The 16,467-nt window shown below is 69.2% G+C and carries 21 protein-coding genes; 10 read left to right on the top strand and 11 right to left on the bottom strand.

The annotated features are described in order from the left end of the window. Positions 1-7: 7 nt before the first annotated feature. A complete protein-coding gene (locus J2S75_RS09585; protein ID WP_307019610.1) occupies positions 8-553 on the top strand; it encodes a DUF1254 domain-containing protein in 546 nt (181 codons plus the stop codon). 11 nt (positions 554-564) lie between these two features. Here J2S75_RS09585 and J2S75_RS09580 read toward each other — a convergent pair whose 3' ends face one another. Beyond that, on the bottom strand, positions 565-726 hold the full coding sequence (locus J2S75_RS09580; protein WP_307019609.1) for a hypothetical protein: 162 nt from the start codon (positions 724-726) through the stop codon (positions 565-567). 143 nt (positions 727-869) lie between these two features. Between J2S75_RS09580 and J2S75_RS09575 the strand changes: the two genes are divergently transcribed. Beyond that, positions 870-1,970, top strand: a complete 1,101-nt coding sequence (locus J2S75_RS09575) for a DUF2336 domain-containing protein (RefSeq protein WP_307019608.1) — start codon at positions 870-872, stop codon at positions 1,968-1,970. Positions 1,971-1,985: 15 nt separating this feature from the next. On the opposite strand, the gene J2S75_RS09570 is transcribed toward J2S75_RS09575, so the two are convergent. Both J2S75_RS09570 and J2S75_RS09565 read right to left on the bottom strand, forming a co-directional pair. Beyond that, the gene (locus J2S75_RS09570; RefSeq protein ID WP_307019607.1) at positions 1,986-2,333 is read right to left on the bottom strand and encodes a DUF1491 family protein; all 348 of its coding nucleotides are present in this window, start codon (positions 2,331-2,333) and stop codon (positions 1,986-1,988) included. Between the two features lie 6 nt (positions 2,334-2,339). Further along, positions 2,340-3,011: a peptidoglycan-binding domain-containing protein gene (locus J2S75_RS09565; RefSeq protein WP_307019606.1), complete on the bottom strand. Its 672-nt coding sequence runs from the start codon at positions 3,009-3,011 to the stop codon at positions 2,340-2,342. Between the two features lie 201 nt (positions 3,012-3,212). Between J2S75_RS09565 and J2S75_RS09560 the strand changes: the two genes are divergently transcribed. Both J2S75_RS09560 and J2S75_RS09555 read left to right on the top strand, forming a co-directional pair. Next, positions 3,213-3,767: a DUF5330 domain-containing protein gene (locus J2S75_RS09560; protein WP_307019605.1), complete on the top strand. Its 555-nt coding sequence runs from the start codon at positions 3,213-3,215 to the stop codon at positions 3,765-3,767. A 71-nt stretch (positions 3,768-3,838) separates the two neighbouring features. After that, complete coding sequence (locus J2S75_RS09555; RefSeq protein ID WP_307019647.1) at positions 3,839-4,273, top strand: SufE family protein; 435 nt, start codon at positions 3,839-3,841, stop codon at positions 4,271-4,273. Here J2S75_RS09555 and J2S75_RS09550 read toward each other — a convergent pair. Next, positions 4,270-4,815, bottom strand: a complete 546-nt coding sequence (locus J2S75_RS09550; protein WP_307019604.1) for a DUF6456 domain-containing protein — start codon at positions 4,813-4,815, stop codon at positions 4,270-4,272. The genes J2S75_RS09555 and J2S75_RS09550 overlap by 4 nt on opposite strands. After that, on the bottom strand, positions 4,808-5,185 hold the full coding sequence (locus J2S75_RS09545; protein ID WP_307019603.1) for a helix-turn-helix domain-containing protein: 378 nt from the start codon (positions 5,183-5,185) through the stop codon (positions 4,808-4,810). The genes J2S75_RS09550 and J2S75_RS09545 overlap by 8 nt, the downstream gene beginning before the upstream one ends. A 194-nt stretch (positions 5,186-5,379) precedes the next feature. On the opposite strand from J2S75_RS09545, the gene J2S75_RS09540 reads away from it, so the two are divergent. Continuing rightward, a complete protein-coding gene (locus J2S75_RS09540) occupies positions 5,380-5,697 on the top strand; it encodes a hypothetical protein (protein ID WP_307019602.1) in 318 nt (105 codons plus the stop codon). Between the two features lie 37 nt (positions 5,698-5,734). Here the strand turns inward: J2S75_RS09540 and J2S75_RS09535 are convergent, their stop codons facing one another. Continuing rightward, positions 5,735-6,157: a Ros/MucR family transcriptional regulator gene (locus J2S75_RS09535; RefSeq protein ID WP_307019601.1), complete on the bottom strand. Its 423-nt coding sequence runs from the start codon at positions 6,155-6,157 to the stop codon at positions 5,735-5,737. Between the two features lie 366 nt (positions 6,158-6,523). On the opposite strand from J2S75_RS09535, the gene msrB reads away from it, so the two are divergent. Both msrB and J2S75_RS09525 read left to right on the top strand, forming a co-directional pair. Next, complete coding sequence (gene msrB, locus J2S75_RS09530; RefSeq protein ID WP_307019600.1) at positions 6,524-6,961, top strand: peptide-methionine (R)-S-oxide reductase MsrB; 438 nt, start codon at positions 6,524-6,526, stop codon at positions 6,959-6,961. A 35-nt stretch (positions 6,962-6,996) separates the two neighbouring features. Then, on the top strand, positions 6,997-9,060 hold the full coding sequence (locus tag J2S75_RS09525; protein WP_307019646.1) for a S9 family peptidase: 2,064 nt from the start codon (positions 6,997-6,999) through the stop codon (positions 9,058-9,060). 76 nt (positions 9,061-9,136) lie between these two features. Here J2S75_RS09525 and J2S75_RS09520 read toward each other — a convergent pair whose 3' ends face one another. Continuing rightward, positions 9,137-10,282 (bottom strand): hypothetical protein, encoded by a 1,146-nt coding sequence (locus J2S75_RS09520; RefSeq protein WP_307019599.1) that lies wholly within the window; start codon positions 10,280-10,282, stop codon positions 9,137-9,139. Between the two features lie 272 nt (positions 10,283-10,554). Between J2S75_RS09520 and J2S75_RS09515 the strand changes: the two genes are divergently transcribed. After that, positions 10,555-11,151: a superoxide dismutase gene (locus J2S75_RS09515; protein WP_307019598.1), complete on the top strand. Its 597-nt coding sequence runs from the start codon at positions 10,555-10,557 to the stop codon at positions 11,149-11,151. Positions 11,152-11,219: 68 nt separating this feature from the next. On the opposite strand, the gene J2S75_RS09510 is transcribed toward J2S75_RS09515, so the two are convergent. After that, complete coding sequence (locus J2S75_RS09510) at positions 11,220-11,594, bottom strand: hypothetical protein (RefSeq protein ID WP_307019597.1); 375 nt, start codon at positions 11,592-11,594, stop codon at positions 11,220-11,222. Positions 11,595-11,671: 77 nt separating this feature from the next. Further along, positions 11,672-12,661: a zinc transporter ZntB gene (locus tag J2S75_RS09505; protein WP_307019596.1), complete on the bottom strand. Its 990-nt coding sequence runs from the start codon at positions 12,659-12,661 to the stop codon at positions 11,672-11,674. Positions 12,662-12,830: 169 nt separating this feature from the next. Here J2S75_RS09505 and J2S75_RS09500 point away from each other — a divergent pair, with 169 nt between their 5' ends. Continuing rightward, complete coding sequence (locus J2S75_RS09500; protein ID WP_307019595.1) at positions 12,831-13,223, top strand: hypothetical protein; 393 nt, start codon at positions 12,831-12,833, stop codon at positions 13,221-13,223. Positions 13,224-13,305: 82 nt separating this feature from the next. Here the strand turns inward: J2S75_RS09500 and folK are convergent, their stop codons facing one another. Both folK and folP read right to left on the bottom strand, forming a co-directional pair. Then, positions 13,306-13,857, bottom strand: coding sequence for a 2-amino-4-hydroxy-6-hydroxymethyldihydropteridine diphosphokinase (gene folK / locus J2S75_RS09495; protein WP_307019594.1), 552 nt, complete (start codon positions 13,855-13,857; stop codon positions 13,306-13,308). Further along, positions 13,847-14,689, bottom strand: a complete 843-nt coding sequence (gene folP, locus J2S75_RS09490) for a dihydropteroate synthase (RefSeq protein WP_307019593.1) — start codon at positions 14,687-14,689, stop codon at positions 13,847-13,849. Before folP ends, folK begins: the two co-directional genes overlap by 11 nt. Positions 14,690-14,860: 171 nt before the next feature. On the opposite strand from folP, the gene J2S75_RS09485 reads away from it, so the two are divergent. Then, complete coding sequence (locus tag J2S75_RS09485) at positions 14,861-16,381, top strand: helicase HerA-like domain-containing protein (protein ID WP_307019592.1); 1,521 nt, start codon at positions 14,861-14,863, stop codon at positions 16,379-16,381. Positions 16,382-16,467: the final 86 nt, after the last annotated feature.

Below are 16,467 nucleotides of genomic sequence, written 5' to 3'. Positions count from 1 at the left end.
CGCGCCGATGAGCCGTTTCATTCTCGCCGCCCTGGCCGGCCTGGTGCTCGGCCTCATCGTACATCTCGGCGCCGTGCTGGTGCTGCCCTATCTCGCCGAGCGCGACGCCTATGCCCGGCTGGCGGCGATCGCGGGGCCGAATGAGGTGGTGCCGATCGAGGATCCCTCCGATGTCGGCGCGGTGCTGCCATCCACCGATCCCGCCTTCATCTCGGCCGTCTGCCTCTATGATCTCTCCGGGGGGCCGCTGAAGGTGCGGGTGCCGACCACGGAGGACTACACCTCGGTGTCGTTCTACACCCGCTACGGCCTGCCCTTTTACGCCATCAATGACCGCTCGGCGGGCCGTTCCATCATCGAGCTGGATCTGATGAACGCCAAGCAGCGCGCGGCGCTGCCGGAAGACGACGAAGTGACCGCCGCCGACCGGCTGATCGTCGAATCGCCCAGCGAGGAGGGCATCGTGCTCATCCGGGCAATGGTGCGCGAGCGCAGCGCCCGCGATGAGGTACGCGCGCGGATGCAGCTGGCCAATTGCGCGCCGGCGGCCTGAACCGGGTGGCTTCAGCGCTTCTCGCAGGCAGCGCTGGCGGCCGTCGGCGCCAGGGGCCGGACATATTGCACCACGGGAAGAATAATCACCTTGGCCGGGGTGTCGGTGGGCAATCTCGGCCCCACCGGCCCGCCCTGCGCCTGCACTGTCGGAAACGGCACTAAGGCACCCATCGCGCCCTCCCCTGTCCCGCCAAACGGCATGGGCTCAGTACGGAACAAGCATGGTTAACGCCTTTCTAACGTTCGCAGGCTAATTTGGTTTCGCGCCCCCGTTCGGGCGGCGCAACGTGCCACATGCGAGCTGTCCGCCTGCCATGCCCTCTCTTTCCGGTTCCGGCCCCACACCTCCGCACGACACGGCGCGCCGCCCGTTCCAGGACACGCGGCCGGCGATGTTGCGGCTGCTGGTGCGCGAATTTCTGCGGCAGCCCGTGCCCGGCGAAGCGGCGGAAGCCCGCTTCACCACCCTCGCCATCCGCCTGATCGAAGGCGTCGATCTCGCAGTGGCGGCGCGCCATGTGCGCGAACTCGCCGCCCATCCCGCGCTGCCGCGCGCGCTCGCCCGCCACCTCGCCGCCGGGCCGCTGTCGCTCGCCGGGCCGATCCTGCGCCTGTCGCCCGTGCTGGCGGAAAAGGATCTCAGCGAACTGGCCGAGCAGCTCGGCCCCGCCCATCTCGCCGCCATGGCCGCGCGGCGCGAAGTGACGCCGGCCCTCGCCAAGCGCCTCGCCGAGCTGACCCATCGCCGCAGCCACGTCTCCGGGTCGGAGGGCGCCCGCGAAGCCGCTGCGGCGGAAATGCCCGCCCCCCTGGCCGAAGAACGCCCCGCTGTGCCGCCGCAGGCCGCGCCGGTGGAAACGCCCGCAGCTGAACCGGCCCCGCTGCCGGTGCCGGAGTTCTTCCTCGCCGGGCCGGAGGAGCGCGCCAGCCTCATCGCCCGTCTCGTCACCCTGCCCCCGCTGGCGCTGTCCGAACGGCCGGCGGCGGCGGCGGCCGGCTTCATCGACGAGCTGCTCGACGCCGCCAAGGCCAAGGATGCGCGCGCGCTCGCCGGGCTGATGGAGCGTGCGCTCCATGTCACGCCGGAGAATGCCGTGCGCATCATCGCCGACGAGACAGGGCAGGCGCTCGCCGTGGTCGCCCGCGCCCTCGGTCTGTCCTTCGCCATCCTCTCGCGCGTGCTGTTCCGGCTGCACCCGGTGGCCGGCCGTTCGGCCGGCGAGATGGCGCGGCTGGCGGAAATGTTCGACGAGTTGCCCCTTGCCAGCGCCCAGCATCTCGTCGCCTCCTGGCGCGCCGGAAGGCGCCCGCTACGCGAGAGGGCGGAAGAGGCGCCGTCCATGCGCAGCTTCAACGCACCTTATGCCGCTGCGGCGGCCACCGCCTCGACCGAAAGTCGCCAGCGTAAGAGCTGAGATGGCCTGAACAGCTCAGTCGGCAGCCAGATCGAGGAAGCAGCGCCCGGCGCGGTCCTCGATCTCCACCAGCCATAAATCCGAATCATAGCGCGCCTCGCGCGCCATACGCGCCTCGACCTCGCTCTCGGGGCTGCCGGGCGGCACGAGCGGGGTGAAAAGCCGCACGCCCTCCTCGTGCGGCGCGGCGTCGAGCGAGGGCAGCGCCGGGCCGTAGAGCGCGGCCTTGCCGTCCTGCGTCGCGACGATGACGAAAACGGCGCCCGCCTCTTCCGCCCCGCGCCGGCGCACGGCGGCGAAGGCGCCGGCCCCATTGGCCCGGCGCAGAAGGGCGGACACGAAGATCCCGCTTTTCAGCCGCATGGCGCCTTACCGGATGGTGAAGCCGGAGACGGCGGTCAGTTCGCGGATCACCCGGTCGGACATCTGGCCCGTCACCGGCAGGCGGCGGTCGCGCTCGAAGCGCTGGATCGCCTCCTCGGTGGCGGCGCCGAAAATGCCGTCAATGCGGATCGGGCCGTAGCCAAGACGCGCCAGCGCCTTCTGAATGTCCATCACGCGCGGCGATACCGGCACGTCGCCCGGCGGCAGAAGGTCGGCGGGGGACGCGGGGGCCTTCTCCGCCATCGGCGCCGTGGCGGGGGCGGCGGCCGGCGCCGCGCGCGGGGCGGCCGGCTTGGCCGGGGGCACCGGCGTCGCCACCGGGGCGGGCACGGCGTCGAGCGGCAGCGGCGCGGTGGGGGTGACGGAGGCGGCGGGCGGCGCGGCCGGTATCACGGCCGGCGACGTCGAGGTGGGACGCGGCGTGTTGACCTGGCGGATATCGGGCGCGGCCGGCGCGGCGCCTCGCGCGGCGGTACCCGGTCGGCCCTGCTGCAGCGCCAGGGCATTGAACAGCACGGCGGCACTGGCACCGGCGGCAAGAACGAGCATGAAAAGGTCGGAGCGCCGCCGCCCCTGCCGGTAGGGGCGCCCCGCGACGCGTTCGCCGTGGAGGTCGATATCGTCCACCAGAAGATCGCTGGCATAGGAACGGGGCATGGAACCGTGTTCTGGAAATCCGAATCGAAGGACACGCGGCGCTGTCGGGAGACAGTGCCATGCGGGGCTTAAGCGAACCCTAAAAGCCCGCCGCGTGCTTAACATCCGCTTTCCACGAAGCCGCAATTTCGCGGTTTTTCGACACAGCTTGGGCAACCCGGAGCCTTTATTCTCCCGCATGAGACCCCCGCGAGACCGCCCATGTTTTTTCTGCTGCGTATCGGTTTCTGGCTCACCGTCGTTTTCCTGCTACTGCCCGCCGTGGTCGGCGGGCCGGCTTCGCACGCTCCGGACAACGGACCGGCGGCAAATGGCGCGGCGACCACTGGCGACCCGAAGGTCAACGCCTTCGACGCGCTCTCGGCCGCCAGCGCGGCGGCAGCGGATGCCGGCGGCTTCTGCGCCCGCCAGCCGCAGGCCTGCGCCATCGGCGCCAGCCTCATCGAGCTGATCGGCGAGCGGGCCGAGGCCGGCGCCCGCTTCGCGCTGAGCTATCTCTCCGACCAGATCGTGGAGGAAAAGCGCAAGGCAGCGGCCCGCGCCAATGGCGGGCGGGCCGGCGATACGCTGACCACCCACGATCTCAGTCCCGCCTGGCAGGGCCCGCGCCCCCCGGCCGGCGTGGCCCCGGCGGAGCGGACCGGCGCCGCCAGCCCGGCCCCGACGACGACTCCGCCGGGCGTAGCTCCCGCCGCCCCTGCCGCATCTGGCGGGACATCCGGCGGGGTACCGCTGCCGCCGAAACGCCCCGCCTGAGCGGCAAAGCGACGCCGTGCGCATTGCGCTCGGCCGCCCCGCGCCCCTATATGCGGCCGGAGAGGCGCGTGATGACATCCAAGATCGACAGCATCATCGAGGACTTCGAGCTCCTCGATAATTGGGACGACCGCTACCGCTACCTCATCGAGCTGGGGCGCGCTCTGCCGCCCTTCCCGGAGGAGCAGCGCAGCGACCAATTTAAGGTTCAGGGCTGCGCCAGCCAGGTGTGGCTGGTGAGCGAGCCTGCCGGCGGCGCGGACGATCTCCGCCTCGCCTTTCACGGCGATTCCGACGCCCATATCGTGCGCGGCCTTGTCGCCATCCTGCTCGCCTTCTATTCGGACCGCACGGCCCGCGAGATTCTCGCGGCGGACCCCGGTGCCGTGTTCGCGCGCATCGGCCTCAAGGACCATCTGACGCCGCAGCGCTCGAACGGGCTGCGTTCCATGGTCGAACGCATCCGCGCCGACGCCCGCGCGGCGCTGGAAGGCGCGGCCGCCTAATCCTTGCCCTCCGGCGGCTCCGGCGCCTTCCAGGCGCGGGTGCGGGCGCGCGCCGGCCCCTGCGCCGCCGCGCTGAGCCCGTAGTGCCGGGCCAGCCGGTCGAGCCCGAGCGCCAGCACCACCTTGGCGGTGCGCGCGGGCCAGAAGCGCTCCTGCTCCACCTGCTCCAGACCTTTCAGGAAGCAGCAGACATCGACCAGCAGGCCGGAGAATTCCGGCCCCACGGCCTCCATCGCCCGCCCCACGCGCTGTCGGGCGGCGAGCATGGCCTCGGAAGCGTTGAGCCCGGCGCCACCGCCGGCGCGGTCGGTGCGCGTCACCGCGTCCCAATTGGCGGTGAGGCGCGGGGCCATGCCGGCGCGGGTGAAGTCGGCCCGCAGCCGCTCCCCGGCAATGAGCTGGACGGGCGCGATGAAGCTGCGTCCATCGCGCCCGCGCCGCCGGGCCAGCCAGCCGAGCGGGCTTTCGTCGAGATCGACGGCGACGGCGCGGCGTACGCCGTCTATTTCCACTTCGATATGGTCGATATGACGCTCAGCCATGCGGCCCTCCCGCCGGTGGCGCGCCGGCGCCCGCGGGGGACGACAGGCGGCGCGCATCCTCTTCCAGCGCCGCGACCCAACGGTCCCAGCCGGCGCTCTCGCGTCGCTCCTCGATGCGCCGGCAGGCATGGGCGACGGTGGAGCGGTGCCGGCCGAAGCCGGACGCCACGCGGCTCATCGGCAGGCCAAGCCCGACATGGGCGAGATACATCGCCAGCGCGCGGGCGGAGGCGCAGCGGCGATCCAGCCGGCGGGGATGCAGCACGAGCGGCAGCGGAATGGCGGTGGCGTCGGCGGCGAGCCGGGCGGCGAGCAGGCACGGCTCGGCGGTCGGCCGCAGGGATGGCGGGGAGGCCGGGGTCACGGGCATGGGACATCTCCGATCAAGGAATTAAAGCCTATTATCGGATTCGCTGCCTGACAAGAACAAAAGATGAACACATCGACAGTGACGCTCCGTGGAGCCTCGGGGGATGCCCGCCTGATTCCGGCGGAAGGTAATAGGATTTTTATCCGCACCCTCCCGCCGCCAGCCATACTCGCCTTGGTAGAGCGAGGTTCACCATGCGATCGCAAGCGTCCCAGCCCTTTGAAACGAACCGCCGCGCCACAGGCCGCCGCATACGCGCCGCGCGCAGCGAGGAGCGCGACGCCATCATTGGCCGCCGGGCCGCCGCGCTGCGGCCTTTTCTCGGGCGCGGCGGCGAGGAATGCCGCACGGTACTGCGGCGCCTGCTGCGCGCCGAGCGCCGCGCCGCCGGCTCGGGCCTCGGCTATGATGCCGCCCGCCACGCCGCCTTGGCGCGGCTGCTCGCGGAACTGGATGCGCCACTCAGGCCCGCCGCCGTCGCGCGCAACGAAAAAGGCCGCCACACGGGGTGACGGCCTTTCACGTCGATTCGGACTCGGACGGTGCGGTTCAGCCCGCCGTGCTGCGCCGGCGCTGCTGGCCGAGGCCCATTTCCTTCGCCAGCGCCGAACGGGCGGCGGCGTAATTGGGCGCAACCATGGGGTAGTCGGCCGGCAGGCCCCACTTCTCGCGATACGCCTCGGGAGTGAGGTTGTACTGCGTGCGCAGATGCCGCTTGAGCGACTTGAACTTCTTGCCGTCCTCCAGACACACGATGTAGTCGGGCATCACGGACTTCTTCGGCGGCACGGCGGGCTTCAGCGGCTCAACCACCATCTCCACCTCGCCCTTGTTCACGCGCTGCAGAGCGCCGTGCACTTCCGCAAGGAGGGTGACAAGTTCATTGGCCGAGACCGCATTATTGCTCACATACGCCGAGACGATATCGGCGGCGAGTTCGATATAGCTGTCGGCGTCGTTGATATCGCTCATGATACATTCTTCAATACAAGTTGCAGAATTCTCGTGCAGTCCCCGATCGCGGCGTACCGACGATAGTTGTACGTCAAAATACGTCATTTTTTGACGTATTCACGCGACAGGAAACCACGAGGACACAGATAAACTTGAAAACGGTCGGCGACAAGGTTTTTCGAGCAGCCGGGGCGCAATGCCGCGTGCAATGCGGAACACCACGGAGGCTGTCACCCACCTGTCGCAAGCTCAATCAAAGCGTAAGCCTGCGGCGACGCGCCGGGCCCGCCGGCGTTCGGGCGGGCAAAACTTCGTGAAGGGCGAGAACACTTGCCGCTGCTCGCCACAGCGATTATCTCATCGGAAAACCTCAAGGATTTTCCCATGGACCAGATCTCTCGCCGTCCCCGCGTGGTGAAGTCGGACGCGGAGTGGCGCGCCCAGCTCACGCCGGAGCAGTATCGTGTCACGCGCGGCCACGGCACCGAGTGCGCTTTCAGCGGCCCGCACCTCTCCCAGAAGGAGCCGGGCCTCTACCGCTGCGTGTGCTGCGAGGCGCCGCTGTTCCGTTCCAACGCCAAGTTCGAATCGGGGACGGGCTGGCCGAGCTTCTTCCAGCCGGTCGATGCCGAGGCGGTGAGCGCCTATCACGACCATTCCTATGGCATGCACCGGGTCGAGGTGCGCTGCGCCAGCTGCGACGCCCATCTCGGCCATGTGTTCCCCGACGGCCCGCCTCCGACCCGCCAGCGCTTCTGCATCAACGGCGTTGCCCTCGCCTTCGAGGCCGACAACACGGCGAGCGAGGGAACGCAGGCGTGAGCACCGACACCGCCGCGCGGCCGGCTTCCACCCACATGCCGCTGGTCCGCTCGTTCCACGGCCAGACGCTGAGCGATCCCTATGCCTGGCTCCGGGCCGAGAACTGGCGCGAGGTCATGCGCGACCCCGCTCTGCTCGCCCCCGACATACGCGAGTGGCTGGAGGCCGAGAACGCCGCCGCCGAGGCGTGGCTCGAACCCCATGCCGAGCTGCGGCGCCAGCTGGTGACGGAAATGCGCGGCCGCATCAAGGAGGACGACGCCTCGGTGCCGTCCACCGATGGTCCCTTCGCCTATTTCACCCGCTTCCGCGAGGGCGGCCAGCATCCGCTCATCTGCCGCCGCCCGGCCGGCGCCATTGCCGGGGAAACCGTGCTGCTCGACGGCGACGCGCTGGCGGAAGGCAAGGCCTATTTCCAGTTCGGCGATGCGCGCCAGTCGCCCGACCACCGCCTCTATGCCTGGACCGCCGACGAGGCGGGCTCGGAATATTACACGCTGCGCATCCGCGACATCGACACCGGCACCGACCTGCCCGACCGCGTCGCCGAGACCACCGGCGACGTGTTGTGGAGCGCGGATGGCGCTTACCTGTTCTATATCCGCCGCGACGCCGAGCATCGCCCGAGCTTCGTCTACCGCCACCAGCTCGGCACCGACCCAGCGCAGGACGTGCTGGTCTATGAGGAGCCGGACAAGGGCTTCTTCGTCTCGCTCGGCCACACCCAGTCGCGCCGCTTCGGCCTCATTTCCTGCGGCGACCACGACACCAGCGAAGTCTGGCTCATAGACCTCGACTCCCCGCTTGAGGCCCCCGTGCTTGTCGAGCCGCGCGAAGCCGGCCTGCGCTACGGTGTCGAGCACCATCCCGCGCTCGATGGCGTCGAAAGTCTGATCATCGAGACCAATGCCGACGGCGCCGAGGATTTCAAGATCGTCGCCACGCCGCTCAGCACGCCCGGCCGTGCCTACTGGCGCGATCTGGTGCCGCACAAGCCCGGCCGCCTGCTGCTGTCGGTGTGCGTGCTGCGTGGCCATCTCATCCGGCTGGAGCGGGAGGACGGGCTGCCGCGTCTCGTCATCCGCGCGCTGGAGGACGGCGCCGAACATGCCGTCGCCTTCGCCGAGGAGGCCTATTCGCTCGGCTTCGATCCCGGCTTCGGCTTCGACAAGACCGAAATCCGCTTCACCTATTCTTCCATGACCACGCCCTCGGAAGTGTGGGACTATGACGTGGCGAGCCGCGCCCACGTGCTGCGCAAGCGCCAGGAGGTGCCCTCCGGCCACGACCCCAAGCGCTATGTCACAAGGCGGCTGATGGCGCCGGCGGCGGATGGCGAGCTTGTGCCCGTGTCGCTGCTCTACGCCGCCGACACGCCGCTCGACGGCAGCGCCCCGTGCCTGCTCTATGGCTATGGCGCTTATGGCGTCTCCATGCCCGCCAGCTTCTCCGTCTCGCGGCTGTCGCTGGTGGATCGCGGCTTCGTCTTCGCCATCGCCCATATCCGTGGCGGCACGGAAAAGGGCTGGCGCTGGTACCGCGAGGGCAAGCTGGCGAAGAAGACCAACAGCTTCACCGATTTCATCGCCGCCGGCGAGCACCTCGTCGCCGAGAAGATCGTGGCGTCGGACCGCATCGTCGCCCATGGCGGCTCGGCCGGCGGCATGCTCATGGGGGCGGTGGCGAATATGCGGCCCGGCCTGTTCGCCGGCATCGTGGCCGAAGTGCCTTTCGTCGACGTGCTCAACACCATGCTCGACGACACGCTGCCGCTCACCCCGCCGGAATGGCCGGAATGGGGCAACCCGATTACCGATGCCGAGGCCTTCGCCACCATCCGCGCCTATTCGCCCTATGACAATGTGACGGCGCAGGACTACCCCGCCCTGTTCGCCCTGGCCGGCCTCACCGACCCGCGCGTGACCTATTGGGAACCGGCGAAATGGGTGGCCAAGCTGCGGGCGACCAAGACCGACGGACGCCCGCTGCTGCTGCGCACCAATATGGAAGCCGGCCATGGCGGCGCGTCCGGCCGCTTCGACCGGCTGGAGGAAACGGCGATGATCTACGCCTTCGCCCTCGCCACCGCCGGGCGCTGACGCAGCCGTCCTCGGCCCCAGACACAGAAAGGGCGCCCGTCGGGCGCCCTTTCCACATTCAAGACGGTGCGGCTTCTCACTCGCGGGCGGCGCTGCCGGACACGTGGTCGCGCAGATCCTGCAGCGAGGCGAAACGCAGCACGCCGTCCGGCAGGTCCGCCTCGATCGAACCGTCGGAATAGAGCGTGTAGCTCATGCCGCCGATCGTGCCGGATTTAAGCACAGTGACGGAAGGCGGGACCGGCGCGGGCTCCTCGATGAGCAGATCCGCATCGCTGAGGAAGGCAGACGGCGCCGCCGCCGGCTCGGTGGGGAAAGCCTCAGGCGCGGGTGCGGGCAAGGGCTCCTCGATGGCGGGAGCGGGCGCCGGACGCTCCGGCACAGGCGCCGCGCCGGCCGAGCCGCGCAGGAAGCCCGGGAGTTCGCGGCGCTGTTCCGCCGGCGAAGGCTCCGGCGCCTCCGGCTCGGAACGGTGAGGCTCGGCACGGTGAAGGTCCGCACGAACGGGCTCGGTGCGCGACTCGGACCGCAGAGGCTCCGGGCGAACCGACGCGGAACGCGGAGCCTCGACGCGCGGCGTCTCGACCCGAACCGGCTCGTGCGCGGTCGGCTCGTGGCGGGGAGGCTCGTGGCGGGGAGGCTCGTGGCGAACCGGCTCGGCATGGAAAGGCTCCGGCCGCGCGGCGGTCAGCGGCGAGCGGAAGGGCGGCAGGGGCTCGGCCTCGCGCTCGAATTCCGGCTCGCGCGGCGGCGCCAGGGCCGGCTCGGGCGCGTAATCCGGCTCCGGCTCGAACGCCGGCTCCTCCGCGCGCGACGGTGCGGGCGGACGCTTGCGGCCGAACCAGGCCGGAGGCGCGGGTGTCTCGTCGAGCGGCGCAAGATCCTCCGGCGCCCGCACGGGAGTCACCTCGTCAAAGGACGGCGCGGACGGGACAATGGCTTCCGCAGCGAAAGCGACCGCCGTCGTCTCGACCGCGGCGGCGGGGTGCTCGTCCTCCAGCGCCTCGAAATGCACCGCCCCTTCCAGCTTGTTGGCGATGTCGATCAAGATCCGCAGAATGAAGCCGAGGGCGACCATCAGAAGACCGCCGACAAAAACCGAGCTGCCGACCATCATCAGGCCCGCGCCGGAAGTCGTCTCCGCCGAGCCGAACCCGATTAGGCCGAAGACGAGGCCGAGCACGGCCAGAGCCGCGCCGATTCCGATGACTGCTGTACCCATGAAGAAACTCCGCCGGACCGATTCGCCGTCGGCCCTTCTTGTACGAGACCTTACGTCCAGTACAGCTTTAACGAAAGCCGGCAGCGCACTTGTCCGCCGCTGCGGCGCCGAGGGGTTTCGGCGGGGAAGAATTCGGCCGCGCGCGATGCTTTTGGTTGTCGCCCGCCGTATGGCGCCCTATCTAGTCGGAGCCGATCTTTCACGGTGCCTGCGCACCCGCAAGGGGCGCCGAGGCGGCGCGGCCGGATTTCATTTCTGCGGAGACAGATTCCATGTCCTTCACGCTTCCCGAGCTTCCCTACTCCTACGACGCCCTCGCCCCCTATATGTCGCGCGAGACGCTCGAATATCACCACGACAAGCACCACCTCGCCTATGTGAACAACGGCAACAACCTGCTGAAGGGCACGGAGTGGGAAGGCCAGTCGCTGGAAGAGATCGTCAAGGGTTCCTTCGGCAAGAATGCCGGCCTGTTCAACAATGCCGGCCAGCACTTCAACCACCTGCATTTCTGGAACTGGATGAAGCCGAATGGCGGCGGCGCGATCCCCGGCGAGCTTGAGAAGAAGATCGTCGAGGACCTCGGTTCGGTCGACAAGATGAAGGAAGACTTCATCCAGGCCGGCGTGACCCAGTTCGGTTCGGGCTGGAACTGGCTGGCGGTCAAGGACGGCAAGATCGTCGTGATGAAGACCGCCAATGGCGAGAGCCCGCTGGTTCACGGTGCTACCCCGATCCTGGGCTGCGACGTGTGGGAGCACTCCTACTACATCGACTACCGCAATCGCCGCCCGGACTATCTCAAGGCGTTCGTCGAGAACCTGGTGAACTGGGACTACGTCGCCGAGCTGTATTCCAAAGCCGTCTGAGCGGTCTTCACCTCGAAATCGGGCGCCGTCGCAGGTCGACGGCGCCCTTTTTCATGGCCTGGCACCGCTCACTGGCCGAAGGGAACCTCTGTACGCGGGCCAGCCGGGCGCGCCTTGGGCGGCCAGCCCTTCACGCAGTAGTCGTTCCAGAAATTGAACTGCCAGGCCGAGCGCCACTGGTATAGCCAGTTGTCGCATTCCGCCTTGGTGCGGAAGCAGCCTTCGACCGTGCGACCCTCGATGAAGTCGAAATTCCACGGCGCCTGCCGGCGGCCGGTGAAATGACCGTACCAGAGCTGCGCCCCGGGGGTCGAGGCCGCCATCTTGCGGCAGTCGCCGCCGGGAAAGGTCCCGGTGAATTCATAGGCCGCAGCCGGCCCGCCGCCCGCCCCCAGCATCAGCCCGGCGACGACCGCGACCGAGGCCATCCATTTCCCGCTCATGGCACTTTCCTCCCGGCCGCAGACGATCGCGGCCCGCTTCTCATCATTCTATGCCCCCGCCGGTCCACGGGAAGGGGTCACAGCCAGCGGATCATCCGCAGCCACGCCACCAGCCCGACGCCGAGCCCAGCGGCCAGCACGGTCACGGCCCAGAAGCCGTTCGGGTCCTGCGCGCCGGGGATGCCTTCCACATTCATGCCCATCAGGCCGGTGATCAGCGTCAGCGGCGCGAAGATCACCGTCACCGCCGCCAGCACCAGCATGGAACGGTTCATCTGCTCGGCCCGCCTTTCCACCATCTGGTCGTAGATGACGGCGGCGCGGTCGCGCACCGAATCCAGTTCCTCGGCGAAGCGCGTCACCCGGTCGGCCGCCTCGCGCAGCCGGTTGCGGTCGCGCGGCGAGAGCCATTCGGCGTCTTCCAGCGAGAAATGGTTCAGCGCCTCCCGCTGCGGGGCGATGTAGCGGCGCAGGATGATGGCGACGCGCCGCACCTCGGAGACCTTGGGGCTGAGATTGGAGAGCGTGGCGCTCAGCACCTGCTCTTCCAGCTCGTCCGCCTGCTCGGCCAGCGCGGTGATCACCGTGTCCATGCGATCGACGAGGCGCATGGAGAGATCGGCGACGAACTCGCCCGGGGTGCGCGGCGCCCGCCCGCGCTGGATGGCGTCCTCGAAATCGCCGACCGCCGACAGCGCCCGCCGCCGCACCGAGACGATGCGGTGCGGCTCCACCCAGAAGCGGATCGAGTGCATTTCGTCCGGCAGCGAATAGGGCATCAGGTTGATGCCGCGCAGGTTGAGGAAGGCGCCGTTGTCGAACAGGGCGCAGCGCGGCCGCGTTTCCGCCGCCACCAGGGATTCGACGATGGAGGGATCGACACCGCTGTGCATGTCGAGCCAGGTGCTGCGGCCGTGGCGATGCTCCAGAAGCTGGAGGTTGATCCACTGGAAGCGTTCGCCGGACGGAACGCCCTGCGCGATTTCATCCCAGCCGATGCGCCGCGCTCCGCCATTGCCGTCGAAGGTCCAGGCGGAAACGAGGCCTTCCTTGTCGTGATCGGGCAATGCTGGCTCCTGCGTTTGCCGAATGAATGGCAGATGAACGCCGCTAGTGGAATGCGTTCAGTTTGATGAACCTATTGCAACAGCGGGTTCAGCTTGGGTTCGGCCGGCCCTCGCTAGGGTGCGTTCATCAAGGGCCGAGCCGGCCCGCTGAGCACCCGAGGATACCGCCATGACCGGCATCACCAAGACAGGCATCACCAAGACAAGCAAGCTCGTCGCCCTCGCCCTCGCCGGCACCACCCTCCTCGCCACCGTTCCCGCCGCCGCCGATGGCTGGCGCGGCCCGGGCTGGGGCGGTCACCGCCATGGCGGCCCCGGCTGGGGCCGTCCGGGTCCCGGCTGGCGTGGCCCCGGCTGGGGTGCGCCCGGCTATTATTACGGCCCGCGCCGCAACAATAATGGTGCCGCCATCGCCGCCGGCATCATCGGTGGCCTCGCCGTCGGCGCCATCGCGGCCGGCGCCGCCAACAACTACTACCGCCCGAGCTGCTGGACCGAGACCCGCACGCTCTACAACAGCTGGGGCCAGCCCTACTACCGCGATGTCGAGGTCTGCCGCTGAGCGGCGCCCACCCTCCCCAAGGCGTGACGGACGAGCGGGCGGCGGAGCGATCTGCCGCCCTTCGCGTGTTCGGAGGCCGCGGTCAGTCGCTCGCCGGCGGCGGCTCGACCTTGACGATGCCGCTGCGGTCGAGCCCGGCGAGAGCCGTGGCCACCGACGCGCCGCCGACCTTCAGCTCCGGCGCCAGTTCGCTGAGCGGGATCAGCGCGAAGGCCCGCTCCATCATGCGCGGATGCGGAATTTCGAGGTCCGGCTCGGCGATCACCTCCTCGCCATAGAGCAATATGTCGATGTCGATCTTGCGCGGGCCGAAGCGCACCTCGCGCGTGCGGTCGCGCCCGAAGGCATGCTCGACGCCGAGCAGCAGGTTGAGCAGTTCCCGTGCGGAAAGCTCCGTCTCCACCGCCACCACCATGTTGAGATAGGGTCCCTGCGGCACCGGCCCCCAGGGCGGGGTCTCGTAGAGCGAGGAACGGGCGATGATCTTCAGCCCCGCGCGGGCGATGAGCCCCACCGCTTTCGCCATGGTGCCGGCGCGGTCGCCGAGATTGGAACCGAGGCAGAGATAGGCGACCGCCTTCTCCACCTTGCGCGGCCGGCGGACGAAGAAATCGGGCGTCGGCTTAGCAGGCATGGAGGATCGCCTCCGTCACCCGCGCCGCCTGTACATGGGCGGCCACATCGTGCACGCGGATGATGGCGCAGCCGGCGCGAATGCCGAGCACATTGGAGGCGATGGTGCCCGGCAGGCGCTCGGCCGGCGTGGTCTCGATCACCTTGCCGATCAGCGACTTGCGCGAGGTGCCGAGCAGCAGCGGGAAACCGAGCCGGCCGAACGTCTCCAGCGAGGCGAGCGCCTTCAGGTTCTGCTCGAAGGTCTTGCCGAAGCCGATGCCGGGATCGAGGGCGATGCGGTCCGGGCGGATGCCCGCGCGCGCCGCCCGCTCCAGCGCCTGTTCGAAAAAACCGAGAATGTCGGCAACGATGTCGACTTCCGGGTCCACATTGGCGCGGTTGTGCATCGCCACCACGCCGGCGTCATAGGCGGCGGCGACCCGCGCCATCTCGGGATCGCCCATCAACCCCCATATGTCGTTGAGAAGGCTGGCCCCGGCCTTCAGCGCCGCTTCGGCGACCGCCGCCTTCTGCGTGTCGATGGAGAGCGGCACCGGCACGTCGGCCAGCGCCTCCACCGCCGGCAGCACGCGGCGCAGTTCCTCCTCCGCCGGCACCGGCGTATGGCCGGGCCGGGTCGATTCCCCGCCAATGTCGAGAATATCCGCCCCCTCCGCCACCAGCCGGTGGGCATTGGCCACCGCGTCGTCGAGCGCCGCGCTGCGCCCGCCATCGGAGAAGGAATCGGGCGTCACATTGAGGATACCCATCACCAGAGTGCGGCCGGCATAGTCCAGCCGGCGACCGCGCGCATCGAGCAGGCGTTGGGTGGGCGGAACAAGAGCGGCCATGGCATCCCAAGGGTTGGCGTTTGGCTTTCACATCGCGCGAGCGGGCCGCGAAGGCAAGCGCCGACGCGGCAGGGTGGCGCCATTCACGCGCGCCGAGCTTTCGCCCGGCTTGCCGAACCGCCCCCGGCTGCGCTCTAAAGGAGAGGACGCGAGCGTGCGCAGGAGGCAGCCATGTCCGGTGACACCGACGGCCAGATCTTCGTCGGGCGAAGCCCTTCGAGTGAGGGCGGCGCGGGCAAGGCCGAATATCTCGCGCTGAAGCTCGCCAACCGCCACGGCCTCGCGACCGGCGCCACCGGCACCGGCAAGACCGTGACGCTGCAGACGCTGGCGGAGGGCTTTTCCCGCGCCGGCGTGCCGGTCTTCGCCGCCGACATTAAGGGCGACCTCTCCGGCATCGGCATGCCCGGCGAGGGCCAGGACTGGATTGTCAAGCGCTGCGCCGAGATCGGCATCGACTATGTGCCGGACGAATTCCCCGTCCTCTTCTGGGACCTGTTCGGCGAACAGGGCCACCCGGTCCGTGCCACCGTGTCGGAAATGGGACCGCTGCTTCTGGCGCGGCTCCTGGACCTCAACGATGTGCAGGAAGGCGTGCTGAACGTCGTGTTCCGCATCGCCGACGAGCAGGGCCTGCTGCTGCTCGACCTCAAGGATCTGCGGGCGATGCTCGCCTTCGTCGCGGAAAACGCGGCGAAACTCACCACCACCTATGGCAATGTCTCGCCCGCGACCGTCGGCGCCATCCAGCGCGCGCTGCTGGTGCTGGAAAATCAGGGCGCGGACAAATTCTTCGGCGAGCCGGCGCTGAAGATCACCGATCTGATGCGGGTCGAGCCACGCTCGGGCTACGGCACCATCTCGCTTCTCGCCGCCGACAGGCTGATGGCCTCGCCCCGCCTCTACGCTTCCTTCCTGCTGTGGCTGCTGTCCGAACTGTTCGAGGAGCTTCCCGAGATCGGCGACCCCGACAAGCCGCGCGTCGTGTTCTTCTTCGACGAGGCGCATCTCCTGTTCGACGGGGCGCCGAAGGCACTGCTGCAGAAGGTGGAACAGGTGGTGCGGCTCATCCGCTCCAAGGGGGTGGGCGTGTATTTCGTCACCCAGAACCCGCTCGACATTCCCGACAGCGTGCTCGCCCAGCTCGGCAACCGGGTGCAGCACGCGCTGCGCGCCTTCACCCCGCGCGACCAGAAGGCGGTGAAGGCGGCGGCCGACACCTTCCGCCCCAACCCGACGCTGAACACCGCCGAGGTCATCACCCAGCTCGGCAAGGGCGAGGCGCTGGTCTCGATGCTGGAGGGCAACGGCACACCTTCCATGGTCGAGCGCACCCTCATCGCCCCGCCCGCCGCCCGCGTCGGCCCCATCACCCCGGAACTGCGCAAGGTGGCGATGGCGCAAAGCCCGGTGCGCCACGCCTATGACGAAACGCTGGACCGCGAATCCGCCTATGAAATCCTGGCCAAGCGCGCCGAGCAGGCCACCGCGCCCGAGGCCACGCCGGCCGAGGCGGAGGCGCAGAGCGGCGGGGGCTGGCTCTCCGATGCGTTGGGCGGCCTTTTCCGGCGCGGCCCGCGCGGCGGCATGAGCATGGGCGAGCGGGTGGTCAACCAGGTGACGCGACAGGTCACCAACGAAGTGACCAAGGCCATTCTTCGCAACGTGCTCGGCGGCGCCCGCCGGCGGTAGACACCAATGAGACCCTCATGGCCGGGCTTGACCCGGCCACCCAGTCCTTGACGGAGGCGCAAGGTGTCTGGGTCCCCGGGTCAAGC

Source organism: Ancylobacter polymorphus (assembly GCF_030813495.1).
GTDB lineage: Bacteria > Pseudomonadota > Alphaproteobacteria > Rhizobiales > Xanthobacteraceae > Ancylobacter > Ancylobacter polymorphus.
The sequence above is the reverse complement of the archived record's forward strand: the minus strand, read 5'-3'. Positions and strand labels throughout refer to the sequence as shown.